Genomic DNA, 23876 nt, shown 5'->3' on the forward strand with positions numbered 1-23876 from the left:
ATGATCAGTTACTATCATACTTGTTCTTCCCTAACAACAGAGTTTTACGATCCGAAAACCTTCTTCACTCACGCGGCGTTGCTCCGTCAGACTTTCGTCCATTGCGGAAGATTCCCTACTGCTGCCTCCCGTAGGAGTCTGGGCCGTGTCTCAGTCCCAGTGTGGCCGATCACCCTCTCAGGTCGGCTACGCATCGTCGCCTTGGTAGGCCTTTACCCCACCAACTAGCTAATGCGCCGCGGGCCCATCTGTAAGTGACAGCTTACGCCGCCTTTTAAACTTCTTATTATGCAATAAAAAGTGTTATCCGGTATTAGCTCACGTTTCCGCGAGTTATCCCAGTCTTACAGGTAGGTTGCCCACGTGTTACTCACCCGTCCGCCGCTCTTTCCACTACTTTCATCCCCGAAGGGATGAAAGTAGCTTCCAGCGCTCGACTTGCATGTATTAGGCACGCCGCCAGCGTTCGTCCTGAGCCAAGATCAAACTCTCCAAAAAAAGTTTGTTCAAATTGACACCAATCAATTTGAAGTTCTTAGCTTTTCAGAGGTTAAATACCTCTATCTTCAAAAGAAAAACGAGTTTTCTTTTTCCTTGACATACTGGTTGTTTTTGTTCAGTTTTCAAAGAGCAAATGTTTTACGCCGCTTCGCAACAGCGACTTTATTAATATAACATGGTGTTTTTTAAAAGTCAACACTTTTTTTAAAACATCTTTTTTGTTGTTTCTCTTTTCTAAGAGAAGCAACGTTTAATAATTTACCATTTATTAATATTTAAATCAAGTACTTTTTTTAAAAAAATAAATTTAATTTATATCTCATGCTAATGATAACCTATTTCATATAAAATATGCATTACTATTTACTAACAACAAACCATGTAAAAGGCACTTGATTGCTTTCTTCTAAAACCAAGTTCCTTAAAACACATAGTCTCTTATTATATATAGACCGTATAACTATTCGCTTTAACTCTTCCATTCTAACTGACCTTCGCTTCAAAAATGTTTTCAGATTGAATTGTTAAGCAATCACTAATTTAATATTATTTCTATTGCTCATATATTTAGCTAAGTATCCTAGCAATATACCTTATTTCCATTAAATCACATTACTCTTACCACATATAACCCTATCAACTGTACCCGATATAGGTTCGACACAGATAAACACATACAATTGGATAAGAGTCTAACTTGTATTGATTTCTCCCTATTTAAACTATGCTTTTTACATTGCTTAAAAAGCTTTGAACTAATATACCGTAATTTAGTCCAAAGCTTTATATTATTATTTATTACGCATTTGAGGGAATAGAAGAACATCTCTAATAGAAGGTGCATTGGTTAATAACATGACAAGACGGTCAATACCTATTCCAAGTCCACCTGTTGGAGGCATGCCATATTCCAATGCCTCTAAGAAGTCATCATCCATAAGATGTGCTTCATCGTTTCCTTCTTCTCTTTCCTTAACTTGTGCTTCAAAACGTTGGCGTTGGTCAATTGGATCATTCAATTCACTAAATGCATTCGCATGTTCACGGCCAACAATAAATAATTCGAATCGGTCTGTAAATCGTTCATCTTCTTTATTTTTCTTAGCTAATGGTGAAATTTCCACCGGATGGCCGAATATAAAGGTTGGCTGAATCAATGTTTCTTCTACCTTTTGCTCAAAGAATTCATTAACAACATGTCCAAATGCCATCGTGTCTTTCACTTCAACACCATGTTCTTTCGCTAGTTGGCGCGCTTCCTCGTCACTCATTTCATTCCAAAAATCTACACCTGTTTGTTCTTTAACTGCGTCTACCATATGAAGTCTCTTCCATTTCGGCTCTAGGTCCACTTCGTATTCGCCATAGGTAATTTTCGTTTTCCCAAGTACATCTTTTGCGATATGGGCAACTAGGTTTTCCGTTAATTCCATAATATCGTGGTAATCAGCATATGCTTCATATAGTTCGATCATTGTAAATTCAGGGTTATGACGTGTCGATACACCCTCATTACGAAACACTCGTCCAATTTCATAAACCTTCTCTAGTCCACCAACTATAAGACGTTTCAAATGTAATTCAATAGCGATACGCATATATAGCGGGATGTCGAGTGCATTATGATGCGTAACAAACGGACGTGCCGACGCTCCGCCAGGGATACTATGCATCATTGGTGTTTCTACTTCTAAATAACCATGGTCATTTAAATATTTACGCATGGATTGAATAATTTTACTGCGTAGAATGAAAGTTTCTTTGCTTTCCATATTCGTAATTAAATCTAAATAACGCTGACGATAGCGTTGCTCCACATCTTTCAATCCATGATATTTTTCAGGCAATGGACGTAATGATTTGGTTAACAGGTTAAATTCCTCCACTTTAATGGATAATTCACCCATATTCGTACGGAAAATTTCACCCTTAACCCCTACAATATCCCCAAGGTCAATAGATTTAAATACTTCATACGCCTCTTCACCAATTTCATCTTTTCGTACATATATTTGGATTTGTCCACTTAAATCTTGAATATGAGCAAAACCGGCTTTTCCCTTTCCTCGTTTTGTCATGATTCTTCCAGCAACGGTCGCTTCTTCTTTAACTTCCTCTAAATCTTCCTTAGAAGATGATTCGAATTTTTTTATAATATCATTTGCTAAATGGGTTCTTACAAATTTGCTTCCAAATGGGTCTAATCCTTTTTCTATATAATCATTTAATTTCCCTCGTCTTACAAGCATCTGTTCGTTTAATTCTTCTGACACAATAAACCCTCCAGTCCTTTTATAGGTGTAAGTATATAAGAAAAAAGTATTTTATTCACGTATATAGCATTAAAACCTTATCTTCTTCTATGGCATTATTACCTTTTCATTTATTATAAATACTTCCTTATTCAAAAACCCGCCAGTAAAGCCACTAGCAGGTTTTTGACATGAACTTTAGATTACTCCATCGTAATTTCCTCTCTTGGTATATCAAGGACTTCCGAAATTTGATTCATTAATTCGTCTGTCACAGGCTTTGTCCCTCTTTCTACATTTCCAATTTGAGAAATAGAAACATTTAATGCCTTTGCAAAATCTATTTGGGTATATCCCTTCAATTTGCGAAAGGCTTTTATTCTTCTTCCAATTCGTTTCGAATCCATTTCCTTACTCCCTTTATGTCTGACTCTTGAAGTTTATTTAGTAAATCTCCTGCATGCTGATTCCATGTTGGGATCCTAAAATTAGGAGCAATTTCTTGTAATGGAATGAGCACAAAAGCACGCTCATGCATTCTCGGATGCGGAATAAGCAATTCTTCTACTGTACTATTTTCGTTATTATACGTCAAAATGTCAAGGTCAATTGTTCTTGGGCCAAAACGTATTTCTCTCTTTCTGCCCAACCTACCTTCAATGCTTTGACAATACTTCAGAAGCTCCATGGACGAAAGAGATGTTGTTATACCAATAACGATATTCAAAAAATCACTTTGTTCTGTATATCCAACAGGTGCTGTTTCGTAAATGGAGGATTTGTCTTTGATTGATATATCACCACTTTCCTCCAATAATTCTAGAGCATCATTTAAATAATCTATTCGTGGTTCAATGTTCGTTCCTAAGGATAAATATGCTTTGTTCATTTTGTCTTCTCCCGATATATCTCTACCGCGACGGATTCATAGTGTCCTGGGATTGGCGGGTCTGGCTTAATTACCTTTACTGTACAAGCATTTAAAAGATAGAATGAGGAAAGTAGTGTATCGGCTATATCCTCCGCTACGGCCTCAATCAAGTTTTTGGATTCCCCTTCTACGATTCTTTTCACTATTTCATATGCCTCGCCATAATGAATGGATTCTAACATATCATCTGTTTGTCCCGCTTTACGTAAATCCGTGTATAGCACGACATTTACTAAAAATCGTTGACCTAATCTTTTTTCTTCTGGCATTAATCCGTGGAATCCGTAAAATTGTAACTGATTTAAAAAAATCTTATCCATGTTGTCTTCCCCCCGCGCGTTGCATTGCATCCATCATTCTAGCGAGCTCAACATTTACTCTCACATTATGTACACGAACCATATGAGCACCTTTAGCTATTCCTAAGCATGTCGTTGCGCCCGTCCCTATGTCGCGCTGTGTTGGCTCCGTAATATTCAAAGTGTTGCCAATAAACCTTTTGCGTGAAGTAGCTAGTAAGAATGGATAGCCCATTTGTACAAACTGTTCTAAGTTATTCATCACTACTAAATTATCTGTTTCGGACTTCGCAAATCCCACCCCTGGATCGAGAATAATATTTTCCTTTTGCACACCAGCTTTTAAAGCTATTTCAATGCTTCCTTCTAAATCCTCTTTCATATCATGTATAAGGGATTGGTAATTTTCATTGTCACGGTTGTGCATTAAAATAATTGGCACATTATATTCTTTTGCAACTTTTGCAATCTCCGGGTCTTTCTTTGCTCCCCATATATCGTTAATAATATCTGCACCCGCTTCAACAGCATGTCGGGCTGTTTTCGCTTTAAAGGTGTCTATGGAGATGGGTAAATCAACGTGCTCCTTAATTGCCTTAATGATGGGCACAACCCTATCAACCTCTTCTTTGGACGATACAGGAACATGTCCGGGTCGTGTTGACTCTCCACCTATGTCTATAATATCTGCACCTTCTTGTTCCATTCTTTTCGCCTGGTCTATTGCTTTCTCAATGGTTGTATAATTTCCTCCATCAGAAAAAGAATCCGGTGTCACATTCAATATCCCCATAATGTGTGTACGCTCAGACAAATGTAATGTTTTACTTGCTGTCTTTAGTTCCATTTTACTGCCCTTCTTCCGATATTTGTTTTATCTTATCCTACCATACTATATAAAGCTCCATCCAGCTTTCTCCCTAGAAGAAAAAAAGACAAAGGATAAGTTCAAAACTAATCCTTTGTCCTTCCGTGCACTGCTAAACACGCACTTCCACTTTTGGTATTAATTCTCTTCTTCAAATTGGTAAAGCGGAGTAGATAGGTAGCGTTCTCCATTATCAGGAATGATTGCTAACACCTTTTTACCTTTACCTAATTCTTTTGCTACCTTTTTAGCCGCAGCAACTGCAGCACCTGCTGAGATACCGCCTAAGATTCCGTTCGTTTTTGCTACTAGACGAGAGGTTTCGAACGCTTCGTCGTTTTCAATCTTAATAATTTCATCATATATTTTCGTATCTAGAATTTTAGGTACAAAGCCAGCTCCGAGACCTTGGATTTTATGTGGTCCAGGGTTACCTCCAGATAAAATTGGTGATGCTGAAGGTTCAACAGCATAGATTTTTATATTCTCAAATTTTTCTTTTAGAACTTTACCAGCACCTGAGATAGTTCCACCAGTACCAATACCGGCAACAAATGCATCTAATCCATCAGACATTTGCTCTACGATTTCCTTACCAGTAGTACGTTCATGTACTTCAACGTTTGCTTCATTATTAAATTGTTGTGGCATGAAGTAGCCATTTTCTTTCTGTAATTCCTCAGATTTGGCAATCGCACCCTTCATCCCATCAGCCCCAGGAGTAAGAATAAGTTCCGCTCCATAAGCACGTAATAAATTACGTCGTTCCATACTCATGGTATCTGGCATAACTAAGATTGCTTTATATCCCTTTGCTGCGGCAACCATGGCTAAACCAATACCGGTATTTCCACTTGTTGGTTCAATGATGGTGTCTCCAGGTTTTAATACTCCTTCTTTTTCAGCTGCCTCGATCATAGCCATTCCAATACGGTCTTTTACGGAACTACCCGGATTAAAAAATTCTAATTTCAAGTATATATCTGCACTATTCTCATCTGTCATATTATTTAATTTAACGATTGGAGTTTCTCCAATTAAACCTATTACTGAATCCGCCACTCTCACAAAAAATTCCTCCCTCATCGTAATCCTAGTATTCTTATATGATTAATTTATAACGTTTGATCCATTCTGTCAAGCACAAAGGCGTAAGCGCCCGTTTAGCAACATACAAACTGGAGCACTCCGCAATGAGATAAAGGAAACACGGCGAGGTACGAGCCGATGTTGACTTATCGTAGTGGAGGAGTGTGAAGTTTGCTAGTTGCTGGGCGCTGAAGCCGGACGTGGCCTATGCTGTTCTTATCAATCCAATCCAATCCAATCCACGTTCAACTATTCCCATAGCACTTCTGCATAAAGGGTTCGGTTATTGCTCTAATGCTAATTCACTTTCTATATAAGGCTTTATTTCCTTATACGAAAACTTAATGGATGGAGTACAATGATAATACTGAACAGTAAATCTTTTGGACATTTTTAAGGTTCCTTTCATTACTGTTTTAGTTCTTCCAATTCTTCAACTGTAAAATGGTATTTTTCATTACAAAAATGGCAACTAGCCTCAGCACCCTGATCTTCTTCTATCATGCTTTGAATTTCTTCATTTCCAAGTCCCACGATTGCATTTGCAATTCGCTCCTTTGAACACTTACAACGAAACTCAACTGGCATTTTCTCATGAAACTTAACTTCGCCTTCTCCAAACAAACGTTCTAAAATTTGCTCAGGTGTACTTCCTTCTCGAATTAGCGTACTAATTGCAGGGATACTTTTTACCCTTTCCTCTAACTTACTAATTATTTCCTCATCTGCACCAGGCATCACTTGAACGATAAATCCACCTGCAGCTAAAATGGTATGATCTGGGTTAACAAGTACTCCAGCACCAACCGCACTTGGAACTTGCTCTGATGAAGCAAAATAGTATGTGAAATCTTCGCTTATTTCCCCAGAAATAATAGGAACTTCTCCCGTAAAGTAATCTCTAAGTCCCAAATCTTTAATAACACTTACTCGACCTTCGGTACCAACAGCCCTTCTTACGTCTAATTTCCCCTTTTCATTTAAATCAAAATCTACATGTGGGTTTATGACATATCCACGAACTTCCCCTTTCGCATTTCCATCCGTCACAATCCCACCAATTGGTCCATCTCCATCCACTTTAACCGTAATGGAGTCTTCTCCTTTTAACATAGCTCCCATCATTGCCGTAATGGTAAGTGTTCTTCCTAAGGCAGCTGAAGCCGTTGCCCATGTATCCTGTCTTCTTCTAGCCTCTTCTACCATCTCCGTTGTTGATGCTGCATAAGCGCGAATCATTCCATTAAACGCTGTTGCCTTTATCAAATAATCTTTCATCTATATTCTACTCCTTTAATTATGGTTTTCTTTAACAATTTCCTTATAAATAATATATAAACCCTTTAATGTTAAATGTGGATTTACCTTATCAATCGTGTTAGAATCCTTCGCTATTAACTGTGATAGACCGCCAGTTGCAATGACCTTTGGTGATGTATTTAATTCATCTTTCATTCGGTTTACAATCCCATCAACCATTCCAATAGTTCCAAAATAAATACCAGATTTCATCGCTTCAATCGTTGTTGTTCCAAGTACCTTGCCAGGGGAGTCAATCTCAACCCTTGGAAGTTTCGATGCTTTCGTGTACAAAGCCTCCATCGATATATTCATGCCTGGAGCTATTATTCCCCCACAGTACTCTTCTTTTTCATTAATATAGCAATAGGTTGTAGCCGTCCCAAAATCAACTACAATAAGTGGTCCGCCGTATTCTTTTATAGCGGCAACTGCATTTACTACTCGGTCTGCTCCAATTTCCTTAGGATTAGGATAATTCATTTTTAAATACGTACTGAAGGTTTCTTTACCAATGATATATGGTTCAATTTTAAAATAATCACGACTCATTTTTTCTAATGAGAACATGATTGGTGGGACTACAGAGGAGATTATAATGCTATCTATTTCTGTAAACTTAAGGTTATTAAATTCAAATAGTGAGTGAATTAACATTCCAAACTCATCTTCTGTTTTATACCGATCTGTTTTTATTCGCCATTCGTATTGTAACGTGTCATCTTCAAAAACACCTAATACTGTATTTGTATTTCCTACATCTATAACAAAAAGCATTGTTACCAAACCTTCCTTGAGCTATTCTTACACATATATTGCTCTTTAAAATCATGTATACACACGTGTAAAATATACCATATTTTATCTTTAAAACAAAAAGCGTAATATCTATTTAAGTATAAAAAAACAGCCACTTTAATAAAAAGTGACTGTTTTCTCTTATTTATTATCTTTGTCTTCATCTGAAACTTTGGTTTCAGGCTCTATTACTTCTTCAGCTTTAGTATCTTCAACTTTAGCCTTAGCCTCTTCAAATGAAGAACCTATAGCATCTTCATCATCTTTAGAGTTAATGTTCACTTTGACATCTTCCTCATGATCGATGACATCGGGGTCTGGCATTTTTCCTTCTTCAAATAGAGATCTAATTTGTTTCGCATCTAATGTTTCTACTTCAAGTAGAGTTTGTGCAATTAATTCTAGTTGTTCTCTATGCTCAGTAAGAATTTTCTTAGCCCGGTCATAACAATAATTAATAAAGTTTTGCATTTCTTTATCAATTTCATAAGCGATTGTATCACTATAAGTCGGTTCATTCTGAATATCACGACCTAAGAACACATTGCCACCGCCACCGCTTGAGAATTGTAACGGGCCAATTTTATCACTCATACCATACTCTGTAATCATCTTATGCGCAATATTGGTAGCACGTTGGAAGTCATTATGGGCACCAGTACTTACTTCGCCAAACATAATTTCCTCCGCAACACGTCCTCCGAGTAAACCAGTAATCTTGTCAAACAGCTCAGGTTTTGTCAAGAAGTAACGGTCTTCCCTAGGGAGCATTACCGCGTATCCACCCGCTTGCCCACGAGGTACGATGGTAACCTTATGCACCATATCGGCATCATCTAAGACCATTCCAATAACCGTATGTCCACTTTCATGATGGGCAACAATATTTCTTTCTTTCTTAGAAATAACCCTACTCTTCTTAGCTGGCCCTGCGATAACCCGATCGGAAGCTTCATCAAGATCATCTTTATTAATGGTATTACGATTATCTCTCGCAGCAATTAAAGCTGCCTCATTAAGTAAGTTCTCTAGATCTGCACCAGAAAAACCAGGAGTACGCATTGCAATTGCTTTTAAATCAACTGACTCATCTAGCGGTTTATTTCTAGCATGTACTTTAAGTACAGCTTCACGACCATTTACATCTGGACGGTCTACTGTAATTTGACGGTCAAAACGTCCAGGACGTAATAATGCTGGGTCTAGTATATCCGCACGGTTTGTTGCTGCGATAATAATAATACCTTCGTTTGCATCAAAGCCATCCATTTCTACTAGCAATTGGTTAAGTGTTTGTTCACGTTCATCATGACCACCGCCAAGACCCGCACCACGTTGTCTACCAACGGCATCAATTTCATCTATAAATATAATACAAGGAGCATTTTTCTTCGCATTCTCAAATAAATCACGTACGCGGGAAGCACCTACCCCTACGAACATTTCAACAAAGTCTGAACCACTGATAGAGAAAAACGGAACACCCGCTTCACCTGCAACAGCACGAGCAAGCAATGTTTTACCCGTTCCAGGAGGGCCAACAAGTAGAACCCCTTTAGGTATACGTGCACCAACAGCTGAGAATTTACGTGGGTCTTTTAAGAAATCAACCACTTCAACAAGTTCTTGTTTTTCCTCATCTGCACCTGCAACATCTTTAAAACGAACCTTTTTCTTCTCTTCCGTATACATTTTAGCCTTGCTCTTACCAAAGTTCATTACACGGCCGCCACCGCCACCGCCTTGGGCTTGACTAAAAATGAATAATATAAATAGTCCAATCAACAAGAAAGGAAGGATTCCGGTTAAGAAAGTTAACCAAGGACTAGGCTGTTCTTCTTCAATAACATTAAGAACCCCTTGTTCTGTTGCTGTTTGAGTAACTTGGGAAATAACATCTGTATTATCAGGTACTTGTGTAACAAAAGTTGTATTATCTCTTAAATTACCAGTAATACGGTAAATCCCATTTGCCGGTTGTAACGTCATGTCCTCAATATTTCCGGCATTTAATTCATCCATAAATTCCCTTACATTATATTGTTCTCTATCTTCACCTTGTCCATTGAATACACCTATAACTCCGATAACTACAAAGAATATAAGGATCCAAAAGAACACATTCCGAAAAATCTGATTCATTTCGTACCTCCTCCCGTATGGGGAAAACTATAGTTCATCGTATCATATGAAAAACTTTAATTACAACTAATTTAGCTAAAATATTCAATAAATACTAAAGTGAAACTTATTCAATAGGAGTTTTCGACACAAAGGACGTTCTAGTACCGATATTATGACAAATCTTTACGATTTAACGAGTAATTAGAGTCCAGGGACGTCGCAGTTTTTAGTCGGTATTTTTCATCCCTATTGAGTTAGTAAGCCAAATTGGCTTATTCTCCACCGTAGATTTTTGGCTTAAGCACACCTATGTAAGGTAAATTTCGGTATCTTTCGGCATAATCCAAGCCATACCCTACTACAAATTCATTTGGAACATTAAACCCAACTAAGTCCGCTTTTATATTTGCAGTTCTTCCTTCAGGTTTATCCAATAATGTAACAATTTTGATGGAATTTGCCTTACGATATTTAAACAAATCGACAAGATAGCTTAATGTTAATCCACTATCAATAATATCTTCTATAATGACTAAATCTCGACCCTCCACTTTTGTGTTTAGGTCTTTTACAATTTTCACTTCTCCAGAGGATTTAGTTTCATTTCCATAACTTGAAACATCCATAAAATCCATTTCAACATGACAGTCCATGTTTCTCAATATATCAGACATAAAAGGTAAAGCACCTTTTAAAACTCCAACCGCCAACGGGAACTTCCCTTTATATTCCTCTGAAAGTTGTTGACCTAATTCTTTACATTTTAACTTTATTTCTTCTTCTGATATTAATGTTCTCTCAATATCATCATGAATATAATCGTTCTGCATCCGTATCCTCCTACTAGTTAGCTGCTGTGTATTGTAATTGTATCCATTGCCCTTCCATTTGAGTTATTTTAGGGTTCCCTTTCTTTAAGCCGATAAGCCATAAAATCTCACCATTATTATCAACTAAAATAGGCCATCTATTCCGCTTATCAATTGGAATCTTTTCATCAATAAAGATATCCTTTATTTTTTTACTACCATTTAAACCTGTCCAACTCATGCGGTCCCCAGGTCTTCTCGTACGAATATGTAATGGCAAAGCAACTTGACTTGAATAAAACCCATATGTAACCCTATTTTGTTCTTTATTTCTATTCATTTGCGCAGATACTACCGATCCGTCCGGTAATGTAACTTCCCCCGGAATAGTTAATAGTTGATGAAAGGTACTATCTTCTTCATTCAGTGAATCAGAAAAAAGAAAAATAATTTTTTCATATGATTTTTCTACTCTTAATTGTGATGGAAAGTCGATACGATTGTTCGCCTTTTTTGAGTATAATAATGAAAAAAATTCTTCCTCATGAATATATGATAAATCAGAAGGTAAATCATTATATAGATAGTTTAATATTAGATGAAGCGCACGCCTTTGTAAAGCACGGGGCCTCATTTTAAATGTTTGAATTTGAAAGGTTGCTGTATTCGATTTTCTGTCAAATTCGACTAAACTTTTCACCATTTCTGACGCCTCTTCTTGGAGAAATGTTTCATCTTCATGAAGCGTTTCATTTAAATGCTGTATGGTAGTATGTATATTGCTATTTTTCTCTTTTATTAATGGAAGAATATATTTTCTAAAATAATTTCGAGTATAGGTAGTATCAAAATTTGTTTCATCAATTCGAGGTTGGATATTAATTTCCTTACAATAGTTTTCAATATCGAACTTGGTTATACATAAGAACGGACGAATAATCCACCCGGTTGAAAACTCTCGCTTCACAGGGATACCGGAGAAGGCTGTTGATGAGGCAGACCTTGTAAGGCTCATTAGCATCGTTTCAATTTGATCATCTCCATGATGACCTAATGCTAAATAATCTGCTTGGAAGGCTTCCATTTGTTCGGAAAAGAATTGATATCTTAACCTGCGGGCTGCAACCTCTGTACCTAGACGATTTCTTTCTTTATATGCTTTAACATCTAAAGAGTCAGAAACGAACGGGATACCCCATTTGTTACATATATCACGGACAAATTCCAAATCTAAAAGAGACTCTTCTCCTCTTAATTGATGGTCAACAGAAAGAGCAACCACGTTTATTTCCCATCTATTTCGATTACTATGTAGAAAATGGAGCAAAGCTATGGAGTCTGCTCCACCAGATACTCCAACTAACACAGTTGCTCCCTTTTTTATTAATTGATGTTGATTTATAAACTTAAAAACGCATTTTTCCATACGTCAAACCCCACTAAATTAGCAAACTATTGATTCTAGTTACCATTATATTAAAAAAAGCATAATCTCCTCAACTAAAGTGTTAGAAAATCAAAGAAAGAATATAAAATCCAATGGCAACGACCGAAATTCCTCCCATCTCTATGTAAAAAGGAATATTCGTAACTTTTTGATTGCTCTTTTTCTTTAATCTACTTTTATTTTGTGCTTGATAAACAATTTGCAGGACATCATTCTTCATTTCGGAACTCGTCTTATATTTCCCAGCAATCGCCTTTTTTAAGGGGTTACGATAAGGTTGCAACGGCTTTACTTCGTCAATTTTTTTGTAGATAAGTTTTTCAGAATATGTCGTTTTTTCAAATCTCCGTGGATAATAAATATGGAGGAAAACCATTACTAAGGCAAATAAATCATAACTAGGTTCTGCTTTTCTCGTTCCTAATCCCCAATAACCTCTATCATAAAACTCCGTATACTCCTTTATCGCGCGGCCTTTTTGAGTTGTCCCGCCAACATCAACCCACCGTACTCTCGAAGGGGATGATAGGACCATTAAATTATCTAATTTTAGATCACCAAAAACCCATCCAGATTGATGTAGTTGTTCTAAATCCTCAAGTAGTTGAAGTAGAAATACTCCTACCCATACATTTCCATGATTTTTAATAAAATAGGCCATGGATTCTCCTTTTAAATACTCCATCACATAGAAAGAGTAAGTTGTTCCATATGGGGATACCCAATCATCTACATCCAATAAATAAGGCCCAAGCCTAGTTCCTTGGACCTGACCGAGTGATTTTAATACATTTACTTCAACCGTCATGGAAGTACCTTTATCACTTATCTTAAGTGCAGCTAACTTTCCACCCGATTCACATAAATAAACGGTACCTATTGCACCCTTACCAAGCTTTCCTTTTATACGGTATTGATTTTTATACCACTTTCCTGTAATTTTTGTCCCAGGCTTAAAGTCAATATCCGAATTCTTCCACGTCTGTGCTCTCATTTCTTAAGCTCCTTAATAAGCTCTTTTTACCAAATTGATATATCGCTTCTCGTAATGCTGGTCCTGTAGGTGTGATTCCGCCACTTGTTAATTTGGGGAAGACTTCGGAAATAGAATTTAATTGTGGTGACCAGTCTAACACTTTCTGAATATCTTTTCGTTTTCCAGGAAAGCTAAAAATACAAAAGCGGTTTTTCCCAATCCTGGAATTTAGACTAATAGATAAGTCAATTAACGACTCCTTTACGGTAGGAAGCTTGTCGTGCATACTCGCACTAGTATCTACTAATACGACAACCTCCAAATCACTCGATTCTCCCAAATCTTCAACTACTTCCATGATTTCTCCACGTTTTTCTGGGTCTATATCCTCTATAGATTGGTTGGAACCTAGTATTTGTTTCAATTCTTTATTTACAAACCCCTGTATAGTTTGAGTCATTGCTTGACGTGTTACCATTTTTACTGTTTGTGATAATATTTCTGGATAAACAATTTGGCTTACACCACCACCTGAAAGGGCGATATCTTCTACTTCTTTTAGACCTCCCACCTCTTCTGTTTGATTATTCTCTAATATTCCAATCACATTCACTGTTATTCCTTGTTCATAAGCAAGAGCTGCCACTCCCGCGGGATCTTCACCTTTATTCGAGCAACCATCTGTTATAAGTAAAATCTGCTTTAACGTCCCTTTTTTCAAGAAAAAAACCTCCCTTTTCATTCACTAGCATCATCGCCAAGATAGAGAGGATTTATACATTTATCAAGCTTAGTTATAGATAGTCTAGCATTCTAGATTTGCGTAAAGATAAGGGTATATAAAATCTATCTTAATATACCTTATCACAAGGAATGCCGCGGCCAGCTCCAGCGCCCAACGACTAGCGAGACTTCCTTCACCTTCGTACGATAAGTCAACATCGACTCACTCCGTTCGCCGTGTTTCCTTTATCTCCTACGGCTGTAGAATGTCCGACTAAGACCGCCGCTATGCGCGGCAACATCGGACCACCTGGCATGGCCAGGCGCAGTCCGTACGTCGCTACGAAGCACAGGATGTGCGAGTACAGGCGTTGCGACAGGACGTCGCGTTCTTAGCCTGTAAGGGCGCTTGCGCTTTTGATCATCGGACTCCCTCTTGCTCGCACATCTGTGAGTAAATGTAAATAGCCTTTTACCCTCCTTGTTCCGCTCACACTCGAGAAAGCATTCACAAAAATGAGAGCCTCTTTCCCAATAGTTATATTTGCAATTATTTTATCCTTAATATTAGACATTCGCTTTAATCCCGACTGGATCAATGTTTCTATTTGTTTCGCCCGAATCAAATAAATGTAAGCAATTAAAAATGTTGTTATCATGGAATTCATCTACTAACACTCCTTATAATGCTTTGTTATTATATAGTGGAACGGAAGCCCATTTTGGTTTGTTTTTATTAATCTTTGCTACTAGTACAGTCATATCATCATCTATCGTTCCAGATTTTGTCCGGATTACTTCTTCTAACAATAGATCGGCAATTTCCTGTGGGTCATCTGTTGCCATTTCTTTTAGTTTCCTTCTCATCCACATATCCGTATTTTCGATATGCATTGGACCATCAAATATACCATCGCTCATCATAATAAGCAGATCCTCTGACAACAGCTGTTCACTTACAATATCTACATCAAAATCCTGTATGATTCCGATTGGTAGATTACTAGCTTCTATCTTAATAATATCCTCCCCTCTTTTTATAAAGCTTGGTGTTGATCCAATCTTAAGAAATTGAACAAAGGCATTGTGCAAATCAATAACTGCTAAATCAAGTGTTGCAAACATTTCATCTGTCGTCCGCAATGATAGAATAGAATTAATGGACTTAATCGCTACTTTTTCCGGTATTCCGGTCTGCAGTATTTGTTGAAGTAGTCTTAGTGTCTCTACACTTTCTTCCCGAGCACGTTGGCCATTCCCCATTCCATCACTTATCGCCATTGCATATTTACCAGCCCCCAACTCAATAGTCGTATAACTGTCACCCGATATAATCCCTCCACCTTTTGCGGCATTTGCAGCACCAGTTGTTACTACAAATTCCCTTGCTGACCCAAAAGCTAAATAACTTGTACCATTTGGAAACGGTGAAATATCTTCCTGTTTCACTACAATCATTTCACTTAATATGTCGGATAGTACTGGAGCAATTAATTTCGACCCCTCCCCGTGATAATTGTAGAAGGATACTTTCATTTCAATATCAACATTGCCCTTTTCTAAAGAATAGATATCCAGTTTCTCTAGTTCGATTCCCATCGTTTTTAACCCATGTATAATTTGCTCCTCTTGTATTTCATGATTTTGCCTTTCTTTTAAAATTTCTTTAGCAAAATCACCCATCACCTCCGAAACACCTTGTAACTGATCGGCAACTAAACGCTTACTTTCTAACACTTGTTGTCTAAGTTTCCGATTTGCTTCAAATAAAGTGATTTCTTCCTTCATAACATCAATTACCTTCTTCGATTTTACACAGTGGTTTTCAAATTCCCTCCATACTTTATGATTAGGCGTATATCCGTCTTCAATATCATTTTTCATTTCTTCCATTAAAGAATAAGTGGTATCAAATTCCTTTTGCCAACACCTGTCTTTCATAAAACATGTTTGACATGATCTCTCTGTTACTTGCGATAAAAAATAATCCGTTTCCCTCCTTTTCTCTGTTTCATCCACAGCATAAATTTCTGTCGTATCAAAGCTTTTTGCTAATGCGTGAAATACACCAGAAAATTGTTCTACACGTCTAGCGGTTACATTTCGAACCTTTTGTAAGTAGCGCTCTTGCTCATGCGTATACTCCTCTGTTCCTGGTATATATCTAGAAATTCTATTAGACCAAGAAGCAGGAGTAAGAAAGAATAAGGTAATAGCAATCAATGATTCAATAAGAGAAGGGATTAATTCCGCTGAACTGCCATAAATACCTATCAGAAAAGTACCGACGAGTAATCCAATCGCTACTCCTATTTTTTTCCCCTCTTTTAATAGGCCACCAAGCAATCCCGAAAATGCTAAAAGACTCATTTGATAGAGATTGGCTACGCTTGCTAAAGACAGAATTAATCCCGCTACTACCCCAACTGTTGACCCAATAGCCGCGCCACCTACAAAGGCAAATAATAATACAAAATAGCGAGAGAAAACCTGTTCAATGGAAGCACCATAAACTTCCCAACCTATTGTTCCGGTCAATATGGAAGCAATAAGGATAATCATACAAACTATTTCTTCATTTTTTAATGTGGACTTATATCTTTTTGGTGATATTAGTGGAATGCTTTGCATAAAGATTAATACTAGTACCGTTCCTAATACTCCTTCTATCGCTAAAAGTACCCACTCATAAGAGGTTAATTGATTTTGTATAGAATAAAGAAATACTCGGGACAATATGGTAGATAGAAATACAAATAAAGGTACTAGAATTTGCTGGCTCTTTTTATTCTTAAATATGGCTGCTAAAAAAATAAATACTGTCATCGCCATTACTAGAAATAGACTATGAGTGAGAGAATAACTAACAGAGCCTACTAGAATAGCGAGCATCGTTGGAAAGGTCTTGGCTCGATCAACGAACCAAATGGTAGCCAAAAAGGCAACCGCAAAAGGAGAAACCTCCGTTAAGATAACTGCTCTACCTAATAAAAAGCCAACTAAGAAGAATAACCAACCCTTTTCAAATAATTGAGACTTACATTTTAATAGTAGTCTCTTGTGGAACTTGCTTATTCGTTTATTTTTATCTACACCAAATCCGCTCGATTCCATTTTTGGGATAGAACTCATCATATTACCACTCCTATCTTTTCTATTAGTAAACCACACTATGTCTTGTTTTTTTGTCAAAACAACGGTGCAACATTTAAAATTCGTTCGACGTCTTTCTAACTAATAAGCAAAATTCAACAATCTAGCATAAACCTAGTAATATATAGGTTTTGCCTTAACTCTGTCTCTACTTTCTCATCAACCTAAGCACTTATTTCAGATTTATAGGCTTTTTTTTATTTCAATCTTTGCCGAATTGTCTTCTGACTTGACGAATAAAGTAACATTATTATATTTCTTTATCGCATTTATACATTTTTCATCATAGAATAGAATAGAATAGAATATTTAATCTTCTCTTTTTTCTATTGACAGAAGTAATGGTATATAGTATGATATTTTTTGTTGGCATTTGGCGGCGTAGCTCAGCTGGCGAGAGCGTACGGTTCATACCCGTGAGGTCGTGGGTTCGATCCCCTCCGCCGCTATTATAAAGGAAACAGCTATCACAATCGTGATAGCTGTTTTTTTGGGATTACCGTTTATCAAAAGTAAAAAAGCAAGGTATCTGCATAAAAACAGACACCTTGCTTTTTCGTATATACAAGAGCATTCGCTACAATTCATAGACAGCAACTGCTAGCCTCGCTTAGCACCTCGACCTCCGCGTTTGGATTCCGTATGCTTTTTCAAAGAGGCTAAACGATCCTCAGAATCTTTGAGAAAGCGGCTCATTTTAGCTTCAAAGTTCTCTTGGCGTTCTTTCTTTACTTTTGGACGGGCAGGACGCGCAGGGCGGTCTATTGCTTTCTTGATAGAAAGTCCAATTTTACCATCCTTTTCGACATTAATGACTTTTACTACTACTTCATCCCCAACTTTTAGATGGTCGTTAATGTCTTTTACATAATTGTCGGCAACCTCACTAATATGAACAAGACCTGTCTTTCCTTCTCCAAGTTCAACAAATGCACCAAAATTAGTGATTCCAGTTACCTTTCCTTGCAGCTTGCTGCCTACTTCGATTGACATAAAAAAAATGCTCCTCCTTAAAAGATTAGATAAAGTGATACTAAAGATCCCTTTAGTTCACTTATAGTATATTAATCAAATGAAAAAGTGTCAATATGATGGTTCTTCATCTGGAATAGTAAAAATCAATTCCCCTTCTTTAGATAAGAAGTAATTTGTTCTGGCGATATCCAAAACGTAGTCCTCATTATTTAGCAATTCAATTTCTTCTTTTAAATTCTTTTCCGATTGCTTTAATTCATTTAACTCTTTTTCCAATTGCTCGTGCTGCGCCACTTTTTCTGCATGAATAGCACGCTGCTTCATATGATATCCTGCCATGCACCCAAATATAATTAACGTAGTTACTGCGAATAAGACTAACCGACGAACTAACCGTTGTTTCTTTCTTTTCTGTCTTTCTATGTAAGTGTCATATTGTTGCATATAGCTTGAATCGATTTTAGCAACGGTAGTTTTTCGAGAAGACAAAGCTTCTACCTCCTCATTGATTGAAATGCATGTCCAAAAGGAGGATGAAAAGGAACAAGACAGCTAAAGCTGCAACGTCCTATTGCATACCGAAATGTCATTTTCACCGGACCTTTTGAACAAGCTCCTTAAGAATTTTAAGCCATTTTACTAATATATTCTTTATTTTACTATAAAATCCTGCAATTCGCTTTAAAAAGTTTTTAAAACTATTTGGCAGGATATAGTAAATGGCCTTTAAAATCCATCCTATTGGAGTAAGTAGAAGCTTTAAAATGAATAAAATCAATTTCCATATAACACGAGCAATACCTAAAATAATCGTGACCAATAAAGTAATAGTCCATATGATTGGTTGAACGATAAGGGCTTGTACAATCCTTTTACAGAAGCGATAAATATTGGTGATGATTCGAATAATTTGTTCTAATACTTTTTTATATATAGTTGCAGCAAATACTTGATATATAGCAAACCCTAATAAGCAAGCAATAAAAATATAAAACCTAATTTCACCTGAATTAACCTGGAATAGAATGTAAAACAATACGACCGTTTGGGTTAGCCAAAAGCAAATTTCCATAAAGTAAGTTAAAACTATTTTACGCTTCCAATATGGAGTGAATCGACGAAAAGTATCAAGGGCTATTCCTAAGTAAAAGCCGCTTAGAACCATGGAAATCATGGTCATAAACTGAACACTAAGCGTCATCTAAATAACTTACTAAAGAATCCTTTAGCTTTCTCCTGCCCCTGATCATCTACGTAGGAAAGCTCATAAATTTTACCCTTAATCGCCACAACTCCTTCTTGTACATCAAGATTCTTTAATTGTAAATTTTGGCCGCGTACGATTAAATATCCCATTACTGTTTCCAGTAAGAACTCTTCATTGTCAAAACTATCGACCTCTTTAACCCCGGTAATTTCCAAATTTCTTCTCTGATTTAGCTTTAAAAAGTGATCAGTTTGTTTACTTGTCACGTTTTCCCTATTCTCATAATAATTCATAATAAAACGCCCTCCTTATCACTATTAATTTATGAAAGGAGGGACAAGTATAGAACTAGTCTTTTGCATTATTGTATTGACAATCTTTTCATCGCAAGCAGTGTAAGTATACTCTTAAATTTTCTCTTCTTTTACTAATGTATAAAGGGTCTCTGCTTCGTCTTTTTTTACTGTTTCTCTAATATCATTTACCTTAAATGTTACGATCTTTTGTCCAAATTGAATCGTCAATTCATCGCCTTTAGCTAATGTGGAGGAAGCCTTTGCCTGATTTCCGTTTATTTTAATCCGACCTTGTTCTGCAACTTCCTTCGCTAGAGTACGTCGTTTAATAATTCTTGATACTTTTAAAAATTTATCTAGACGCATCCTAAATCACTCTCTTTCTTTCGCTTGATCCCAATATTTATCCATCACTTCTAATGATGCTTGTTTTATATCCACACCATCACTCTTTAATTTTTCTTCTATATAGGTAAACCGAGAAATAAACTTTTGATTCGTTCTTTCTAACGCTGTTTCAGGGTTAATTTTATAAAATCTTGTTAAATTAGCGAGAACAAATAGAACATCACCAAATTCTTTCTCCATTTCTTCGCTATCCTGTTGTGCAATAACCTCTTGGACTTCCTTCATTTCCTCATCAAGTTTTGCCCATATATCGGACACTTGATCCCAATCAAACCCTACCTTTGCAGCCTTTTTCTGTATTTTATACGCCTTTAATAAAGCGGGTAGTGGTTTAGGAACGCCATCTAAGATGGATTTCCGTTTTTCTCCCTTTTCCTGCTTCTTTAGTTCTTCCCAATTATCCACAACCTCTTCAGAAGAGTCTACCAATACATTACCGAACACATGAGGATGGCGGAAAATCATTTTATTTGTAACTCCACGAATCACATCATCTACGGTAAAGTACCCATCATCTTCCCCAATCTGGCTATGTAGCATAACATGCATAAAGATATCGCCAAGTTCCTCAATAATTCCTTCATCATCTTGGTTATCGATAGCTTCTATTAATTCATATATTTCCTCAATAGAATGTTCTCTTAATGACTCATGCGTCTGCTCACGGTCCCATGGGCAACCATCAGGGGCTCTTAATCTCCTCATTACTTCTCTCAAATTATCAAACGTGTGATTCAATAGATGATTTGGCACTGGTGGAACATAAACACTCGTTAAATTACTTATCTCCACTTGGCGATCTAACTCTACTAAGGGAACGGTTATAATTTTCTCCTTTTCACTTCCAGCCGCTTCTACAATAGTGACTTCATAATCAGACGGTAAATCCTCTAATAGAGCAAGCTTTACATCTGATGCGATAAATGGATCATATACTTGACAAAAAATGACATGTCCACGATATGAAATGTCACTTCTTGCAAATGAGGTACCATCTAAAAATTGAAACCCATCAATTGGATCAATTTTTAATGCGGTAAATAGGTCATCCAAATAACTTTGTCCTCCACTAATATTTATTTCGACCTCATCTTGTTCCAATAATAGTTGAACCGTCCTTTCCGCAAGCATTGGATGGCCTGGAACCGTATAAACGATATAAGCTGATTGTTTAGCTGCTTCCATCAATGTAGAAACAATTCGTTTATACACTTCTTCAAATGTTTCCTCTTCTTCATATAAGTAATCAAAGGATTGGAAACCTACCCCTTCCTCTTTTAACACCTGAATAACAGGATGGTCTAACGTACGGGTATATACCAATCCATCCATGTTTTTCATCTTTTTATAAATTCCTAATGGGAGCTGGTCCATGTCTCCAGCACCTAATCCGAGCACATCAATTTTTGCCATTATGTTTCCCTCCCTTATATATATGAATAAACCAAGATGCTTTAGGTAACAAACTTAATTGTCCTTCCGATAATGCCTTTCCTCTAATTAGCGTAAATAAAAAAATACATGCACCTATCATAACAACAACGATGACATAAATGAATAAATGAAGTCGGCTGTTAAGAACATGATCCTGAATGATTAGATCTGTACCAACAAGAAAAACAATCATATAAAACGAGGACTTTATTAGCGTTATCCATCTTATATTTTTGATAAATTTCAACTCTGGTAAATTTCGTTCCAAGTCTATTAAAACAATTACTAGTAAACCTAATAGGCTAATTACCGTTGCGATGGCCCCACCTGTAAGCCCAAATAACGGGATAAGCCATAGATTGAATGCCGCTTTAATGATAAATATTATAAATATAATGATTGCTGTACGTTTAATATACCCCAAACCTTGTAATATGGATGACGCGGTAATTGCCAAGGAACTTAAGAAAAGTGACATGACAAGTATTTGTAAAGCGAATGTTCCTTTATCATCTTTAAATAATAAGATGTTAATTTCCGGTAATAGGATAATCAAACCAATCATGGCAGCAAAGGCTAAATAAAAACTAAACAGTAACGCACTACGTATGTAAAAGTAGAATTCGTCCTTTTCGTGTTGCAATCTTTCCTTTGAGATGGACGGAATAAGTGCTAGTGCAAAGGAAGACCCTAAAACAGTACCTATCTGAATTAATGGTTGGCCTCTATCAAATACTCCTTTTGCTTCCATCGCTTCAAATGAAGTTAAACCAAAATCCATTAATCCCGAAACGAGTGTTAATGAATCGGCAAATTGAATTACTAATAAAATCATATGATTTACTGTTGCAATTACACCAAATATCACAAGTGTTTTAACATACATGTTCCACGGAATAGGATGCGAATCCAAAGATATAGGTCTTTTGGAAAAAAAGAAAATAAAAAGGATTATAATAGCCGTTATTGCTCCTGCCAAAGCAGCAATGACTGCTGCATTCCCAATGTTGTAAATATCAAATACTTGATTTGCAATAAGTGTTGCAGCCATTAAAATGAGAAATACACGAATGAGTTGTTCCCCTATTTGGGAATACGCCGTCGGTTTCATATATAAATTCCCTTGAAAAACACCTCGTATTAAGGCAGTAAAAGGAACGAGTAAAAAAGTAAAGGAAGCATATTTATAAGTAGAAGCTAGATTAGGGTCATTTACCCAATTAGCTATCGGATTTGCAAAGAGAAATAAAGATACAAAAAAAACACCATTTAAAATAAATAAAATGGAAAGTATCGGGATGTAAAAGCTTGTAAAGGATAGTTTTATTCCTTCCTTTTTCATTTCTATTATTATTTTAGATATCGCTTGGGGAAATCCATACAAAGATAACATCATTGCAATTCCCAAAATAGGATACACCTGCTGATAAATATAAAACCCAACATCCCCAGTTAAATTTTGCAATGGTATGCGGTAACCGGCACTTAAAATTTTACTAATCAATCCAGCTAACGTTAAGAGTAGTGCTCCCTTAACTAGCCGATTAGATTTATTTTCTTCCATTTGTCTAACAACCTCAACTAATATTAGCTCTATAGTCTTATTTCCATTTTTTTCATTATAGCATAGTTGCCTTCGCAGGAAGAAAGGGATATATCTTCTATCTGCAAAAATAAGCAAAAACCAGATTTAGCTGATTTTTGCTCATTTAACTTTACTCCATTTGTCTTGCCAAAAAGCCTGAAGCAGTTTCTGCTGACTTTTGTTCTACATTGGTAAGTTTGTTTCCATCTTTTGAAAACATGAGTACACAACCAATTGGGTCACCATTAGCTATAATTGGACTTACACAATAAGAATTTATTTCTTGTTCATGGCCATCTAAAATTTCTACATGTTTTGTTTCTGTTTCAAAAACTGTTGAACGGTTTTCAATTATTTTTGTTATTTCGGAGCTAATAATCTTATTTAAGTAGTCTTTCTTAGACTCCCCGGAAACCGCAATAACTTCATCACGGTCACAAATGAGTACTGGAACTTGTAGTGAATCAAAAAGTGCTTCAGCATATTCTTTTGCAAAATGCCCTAATTCATTAATCGGTGAATACTTTTTCAGAATAACCTCGCCTTCTCGGTCGACGAAGATCTCTAGTGGATCACCTTCACGAATCCGTAAAGTTCTTCTAATTTCTTTAGGAATAACCACCCTTCCTAAATCATCAATTCGACGAACGATACCTGTTGCCTTCATTTGAGTAGCCTCACTTTCTATGATGATTACACATA

At 36.6% G+C, this 23876-nt stretch carries 23 protein-coding genes, 1 tRNA gene and 1 rRNA gene; 1 reads left to right on the forward strand and 24 read right to left on the reverse strand.

Features of this window, described 5'->3' with window-relative positions:
- The 16 genes from A9178_RS12455 to spoIIE form a co-directional block, all read right to left on the reverse strand.
- A 16S ribosomal RNA gene (locus A9178_RS12455) occupies nucleotides 1–498 on the reverse strand; the annotation flags it as partial.
- A 794-nt stretch (nucleotides 499–1292) separates the two neighbouring features.
- Nucleotides 1293–2774, reverse strand: a complete 1482-nt coding sequence (gene lysS / locus A9178_RS12460) for a lysine--tRNA ligase (protein WP_068675786.1) — start codon at nucleotides 2772–2774, stop codon at nucleotides 1293–1295.
- Between the two features lie 182 nt (nucleotides 2775–2956).
- Nucleotides 2957–3160, reverse strand: coding sequence for a helix-turn-helix domain-containing protein (locus A9178_RS12465; RefSeq protein ID WP_068675788.1), 204 nt, complete (start codon nucleotides 3158–3160; stop codon nucleotides 2957–2959).
- Entirely contained in the window at nucleotides 3130–3642 is a 513-nt protein-coding gene (gene folK / locus A9178_RS12470; protein WP_068675790.1) for a 2-amino-4-hydroxy-6-hydroxymethyldihydropteridine diphosphokinase, read from the reverse strand. Before folK ends, A9178_RS12465 begins: the two co-directional genes overlap by 31 nt.
- The gene (gene folB, locus A9178_RS12475; protein ID WP_068675792.1) at nucleotides 3639–4004 is read right to left on the reverse strand and encodes a dihydroneopterin aldolase; all 366 of its coding nucleotides are present in this window, start codon (nucleotides 4002–4004) and stop codon (nucleotides 3639–3641) included. Before folB ends, folK begins: the two co-directional genes overlap by 4 nt.
- Nucleotides 3997–4830, reverse strand: coding sequence for a dihydropteroate synthase (folP, locus tag A9178_RS12480; RefSeq protein ID WP_068675794.1), 834 nt, complete (start codon nucleotides 4828–4830; stop codon nucleotides 3997–3999). The genes folB and folP overlap by 8 nt, the downstream gene beginning before the upstream one ends.
- A 159-nt stretch (nucleotides 4831–4989) precedes the next feature.
- Complete coding sequence (gene cysK / locus A9178_RS12485) at nucleotides 4990–5919, reverse strand: cysteine synthase A (protein ID WP_197482193.1); 930 nt, start codon at nucleotides 5917–5919, stop codon at nucleotides 4990–4992.
- 429 nt (nucleotides 5920–6348) lie between these two features.
- Nucleotides 6349–7218, reverse strand: a complete 870-nt coding sequence (gene hslO / locus A9178_RS12490; protein WP_068675798.1) for an Hsp33 family molecular chaperone HslO — start codon at nucleotides 7216–7218, stop codon at nucleotides 6349–6351.
- 15 nt (nucleotides 7219–7233) lie between these two features.
- Entirely contained in the window at nucleotides 7234–8016 is a 783-nt protein-coding gene (locus tag A9178_RS12495; protein WP_068675800.1) for a type III pantothenate kinase, read from the reverse strand.
- Nucleotides 8017–8178: 162 nt separating this feature from the next.
- Complete coding sequence (gene ftsH / locus A9178_RS12500; protein WP_068675802.1) at nucleotides 8179–10179, reverse strand: ATP-dependent zinc metalloprotease FtsH; 2001 nt, start codon at nucleotides 10177–10179, stop codon at nucleotides 8179–8181.
- Nucleotides 10180–10433: 254 nt separating this feature from the next.
- A complete protein-coding gene (gene hpt / locus A9178_RS12505) occupies nucleotides 10434–10976 on the reverse strand; it encodes a hypoxanthine phosphoribosyltransferase (protein ID WP_068676100.1) in 543 nt (180 codons plus the stop codon).
- A 28-nt stretch (nucleotides 10977–11004) separates the two neighbouring features.
- A complete protein-coding gene (tilS, locus tag A9178_RS12510; RefSeq protein WP_068675804.1) occupies nucleotides 11005–12396 on the reverse strand; it encodes a tRNA lysidine(34) synthetase TilS in 1392 nt (463 codons plus the stop codon).
- 82 nt (nucleotides 12397–12478) lie between these two features.
- Nucleotides 12479–13411: a protein kinase domain-containing protein gene (locus A9178_RS12515; protein ID WP_068675805.1), complete on the reverse strand. Its 933-nt coding sequence runs from the start codon at nucleotides 13409–13411 to the stop codon at nucleotides 12479–12481.
- Nucleotides 13377–14114 (reverse strand): vWA domain-containing protein, encoded by a 738-nt coding sequence (locus tag A9178_RS12520; protein WP_068675807.1) that lies wholly within the window; start codon nucleotides 14112–14114, stop codon nucleotides 13377–13379. The genes A9178_RS12515 and A9178_RS12520 overlap by 35 nt, the downstream gene beginning before the upstream one ends.
- A 394-nt stretch (nucleotides 14115–14508) precedes the next feature.
- Nucleotides 14509–14784: a hypothetical protein gene (locus tag A9178_RS12525; protein WP_068675809.1), complete on the reverse strand. Its 276-nt coding sequence runs from the start codon at nucleotides 14782–14784 to the stop codon at nucleotides 14509–14511.
- Nucleotides 14785–14797: 13 nt separating this feature from the next.
- On the reverse strand, nucleotides 14798–17251 hold the full coding sequence (spoIIE, locus tag A9178_RS12530) for a stage II sporulation protein E (protein ID WP_068675811.1): 2454 nt from the start codon (nucleotides 17249–17251) through the stop codon (nucleotides 14798–14800).
- Nucleotides 17252–17644: 393 nt separating this feature from the next.
- Between spoIIE and A9178_RS12535 the strand changes: the two genes are divergently transcribed.
- Nucleotides 17645–17718 (forward strand) — tRNA-Met (locus A9178_RS12535).
- A gap of 151 nt (nucleotides 17719–17869) precedes the next feature.
- On the opposite strand, the gene A9178_RS12540 is transcribed toward A9178_RS12535, so the two are convergent.
- The 8 genes from A9178_RS12540 to spoVT form a co-directional block, all read right to left on the reverse strand.
- Nucleotides 17870–18262: a S1 domain-containing RNA-binding protein gene (locus A9178_RS12540; RefSeq protein WP_068675814.1), complete on the reverse strand. Its 393-nt coding sequence runs from the start codon at nucleotides 18260–18262 to the stop codon at nucleotides 17870–17872.
- A gap of 90 nt (nucleotides 18263–18352) precedes the next feature.
- Entirely contained in the window at nucleotides 18353–18733 is a 381-nt protein-coding gene (locus A9178_RS12545; protein ID WP_068675816.1) for an FtsB family cell division protein, read from the reverse strand.
- A gap of 103 nt (nucleotides 18734–18836) precedes the next feature.
- Nucleotides 18837–19445, reverse strand: coding sequence for a spore cortex biosynthesis protein YabQ (gene yabQ, locus A9178_RS12550; protein ID WP_068675818.1), 609 nt, complete (start codon nucleotides 19443–19445; stop codon nucleotides 18837–18839).
- A complete protein-coding gene (gene yabP, locus A9178_RS12555) occupies nucleotides 19442–19744 on the reverse strand; it encodes a sporulation protein YabP (RefSeq protein ID WP_068675820.1) in 303 nt (100 codons plus the stop codon). The genes yabQ and yabP overlap by 4 nt, the downstream gene beginning before the upstream one ends.
- 114 nt (nucleotides 19745–19858) lie before the next feature.
- Nucleotides 19859–20113, reverse strand: a complete 255-nt coding sequence (locus tag A9178_RS12560) for an RNA-binding S4 domain-containing protein (RefSeq protein ID WP_068675822.1) — start codon at nucleotides 20111–20113, stop codon at nucleotides 19859–19861.
- Between the two features lie 6 nt (nucleotides 20114–20119).
- On the reverse strand, nucleotides 20120–21568 hold the full coding sequence (yabN, locus tag A9178_RS12565; RefSeq protein WP_068675824.1) for a bifunctional methyltransferase/pyrophosphohydrolase YabN: 1449 nt from the start codon (nucleotides 21566–21568) through the stop codon (nucleotides 20120–20122).
- The gene (locus tag A9178_RS12570; RefSeq protein ID WP_068675826.1) at nucleotides 21555–23153 is read right to left on the reverse strand and encodes a putative polysaccharide biosynthesis protein; all 1599 of its coding nucleotides are present in this window, start codon (nucleotides 23151–23153) and stop codon (nucleotides 21555–21557) included. The genes yabN and A9178_RS12570 overlap by 14 nt, the downstream gene beginning before the upstream one ends.
- Before the next feature lie 151 nt (nucleotides 23154–23304).
- A complete protein-coding gene (spoVT, locus tag A9178_RS12575; protein ID WP_068675828.1) occupies nucleotides 23305–23841 on the reverse strand; it encodes a stage V sporulation protein T in 537 nt (178 codons plus the stop codon).
- Nucleotides 23842–23876 lie beyond the last annotated feature (35 nt).

The sequence above is a fragment of the Oceanobacillus sp. Castelsardo genome (assembly GCF_001659985.1).
Taxonomy (GTDB): Bacteria; Bacillota; Bacilli; order Bacillales; family Amphibacillaceae; genus Oceanobacillus.

Excerpts from the sequence above, each read along its gene's own strand:
- A9178_RS12465 (WP_068675788.1), bottom strand. The coding sequence starts at position 3,160 with ATGGATTCGAAACGAATTGGAAGAAGAATAAAAGCCTTTCGCAAATTG.
- folK (WP_068675790.1), bottom strand. The coding sequence starts at position 3,642 with ATGAACAAAGCATATTTATCCTTAGGAACGAACATTGAACCACGAATA.
- folB (WP_068675792.1), bottom strand. The coding sequence starts at position 4,004 with ATGGATAAGATTTTTTTAAATCAGTTACAATTTTACGGATTCCACGGA.
- folP (WP_068675794.1), bottom strand. The coding sequence starts at position 4,830 with ATGGAACTAAAGACAGCAAGTAAAACATTACATTTGTCTGAGCGTACA.
- hslO (WP_068675798.1), bottom strand. The coding sequence starts at position 7,218 with ATGAAAGATTATTTGATAAAGGCAACAGCGTTTAATGGAATGATTCGC.
- A9178_RS12495 (WP_068675800.1), bottom strand. The coding sequence starts at position 8,016 with ATGCTTTTTGTTATAGATGTAGGAAATACAAATACAGTATTAGGTGTT.
- ftsH (WP_068675802.1), bottom strand. The coding sequence starts at position 10,179 with ATGAATCAGATTTTTCGGAATGTGTTCTTTTGGATCCTTATATTCTTT.
- tilS (WP_068675804.1), bottom strand. The coding sequence starts at position 12,396 with ATGGAAAAATGCGTTTTTAAGTTTATAAATCAACATCAATTAATAAAA.
- A9178_RS12515 (WP_068675805.1), bottom strand. The coding sequence starts at position 13,411 with ATGAGAGCACAGACGTGGAAGAATTCGGATATTGACTTTAAGCCTGGG.
- A9178_RS12525 (WP_068675809.1), bottom strand. The coding sequence starts at position 14,784 with ATGAATTCCATGATAACAACATTTTTAATTGCTTACATTTATTTGATT.
- spoIIE (WP_068675811.1), bottom strand. The coding sequence starts at position 17,251 with ATGATGAGTTCTATCCCAAAAATGGAATCGAGCGGATTTGGTGTAGAT.
- A9178_RS12540 (WP_068675814.1), bottom strand. The coding sequence starts at position 18,262 with ATGTCAATCGAAGTAGGCAGCAAGCTGCAAGGAAAGGTAACTGGAATC.
- yabQ (WP_068675818.1), bottom strand. The coding sequence starts at position 19,445 with ATGACGCTTAGTGTTCAGTTTATGACCATGATTTCCATGGTTCTAAGC.
- yabP (WP_068675820.1), bottom strand. The coding sequence starts at position 19,744 with ATGAATTATTATGAGAATAGGGAAAACGTGACAAGTAAACAAACTGAT.
- A9178_RS12560 (WP_068675822.1), bottom strand. The coding sequence starts at position 20,113 with ATGCGTCTAGATAAATTTTTAAAAGTATCAAGAATTATTAAACGACGT.
- yabN (WP_068675824.1), bottom strand. The coding sequence starts at position 21,568 with ATGGCAAAAATTGATGTGCTCGGATTAGGTGCTGGAGACATGGACCAG.
- A9178_RS12570 (WP_068675826.1), bottom strand. The coding sequence starts at position 23,153 with ATGGAAGAAAATAAATCTAATCGGCTAGTTAAGGGAGCACTACTCTTA.
- spoVT (WP_068675828.1), bottom strand. The coding sequence starts at position 23,841 with ATGAAGGCAACAGGTATCGTTCGTCGAATTGATGATTTAGGAAGGGTG.